Below are 1,053 nucleotides of genomic sequence, written 5' to 3' on the forward strand. Positions count from 1 at the left end.
CCACCGCCGACGCCGTCAACGACGCCTCGGCAAACTCACCCCGGTCGAGTTTGAGACCATCTACACCGCCGCAACCGCGGCCTGACACCACTCAACCCCGAGTGTCAACCGAACCCTGGGCAGACCCACATCGAGCCGATTTGAAATCTGTTCCGGGCTCCATCCTTGCACCCAGCCTCGGTCTCCGCGGTGTGGTTTGTTCCGCCCCTTCCATGCTGGTCCTGATGGGCCGAAAACCCTCCGTCCGTCCGCAGCGGTGACCGCGCCGGAAAGCCGATCCTGCACGTACTGACGAAGCAGTTCGTTACCAACGAGTTTGGCGACTTTCGGCCGCCGGGCACGGCGTTCGGCATGCCACTGGGCGATCGACGCCTTGTATGTCAAGTCATAGGTCCGGGTGGAGGCGTTACGACGCAACTCCCGGGAGATCGTTGCCGGGCTACGCCCCGTTCGCCGGGCGATCTCACGGACGCCCACCTCCCGAGCGTTGAGCAATGCGATCTCCTCACGCTCGGAAAAGGAGAAATAGCGTCCCGAGACCGTCTGGGGCAGACATGGATTCACGCCGCCAGCATGTCGGAACCATCGAAACCCCACTGGCCCCGACACGCCGGCCTCCACGCACGCTTCCTCGGTCTTCACACCGCGTGCGATCGCATCCCAGAACCGCACCCGGTCCTCCCGCCAAGCCACGGTCGGCCTCCCCGGCGACGGGATCTGCCCCCGATACTCCCGAGTCCTCTTCTGCTTCGGCCCCATTCCCACTGCACCACCTCTCGATCGAGGTGTTGCGACGACCGGTTGAATCCGTCCAATACACATCAGCTCAGTTTTCCCGATCTGCAAGGACAATCGCGTCCGCACCAGCCTCGGGCGAACCGGGGTGTGTTGGGACAACGCAGCCGCAGAGTCGTTCTTCGCCTCACTGAGGTGATCTCAGTGGGTTGGGGCTGAGTGCCTGGAGGGGTGTGGGCGTGGGGTCCACGATAGAAGAGGTCTCACCACAAGATCATTCTTCACAGGACCAGGACCCCACGTGATCACTTATCGTGC

1 pseudogene is annotated in these 1,053 nt (G+C 63.2%); it reads right to left on the reverse strand.

Annotation, left to right across the window (positions count from 1 at the left end):
• Positions 1-117: 117 nt before the first annotated feature.
• Positions 118-759 (reverse strand): annotated as a pseudogene (locus E1181_RS31125) (transposase); the annotation flags it as partial.
• Between the last annotated feature and the right edge of the window lie 294 nt (positions 760-1,053).

The organism is Saccharopolyspora terrae, from assembly GCF_004348435.1.
In the GTDB taxonomy this organism is placed as follows: domain Bacteria; phylum Actinomycetota; class Actinomycetes; order Mycobacteriales; family Pseudonocardiaceae; genus Saccharopolyspora; species Saccharopolyspora endophytica.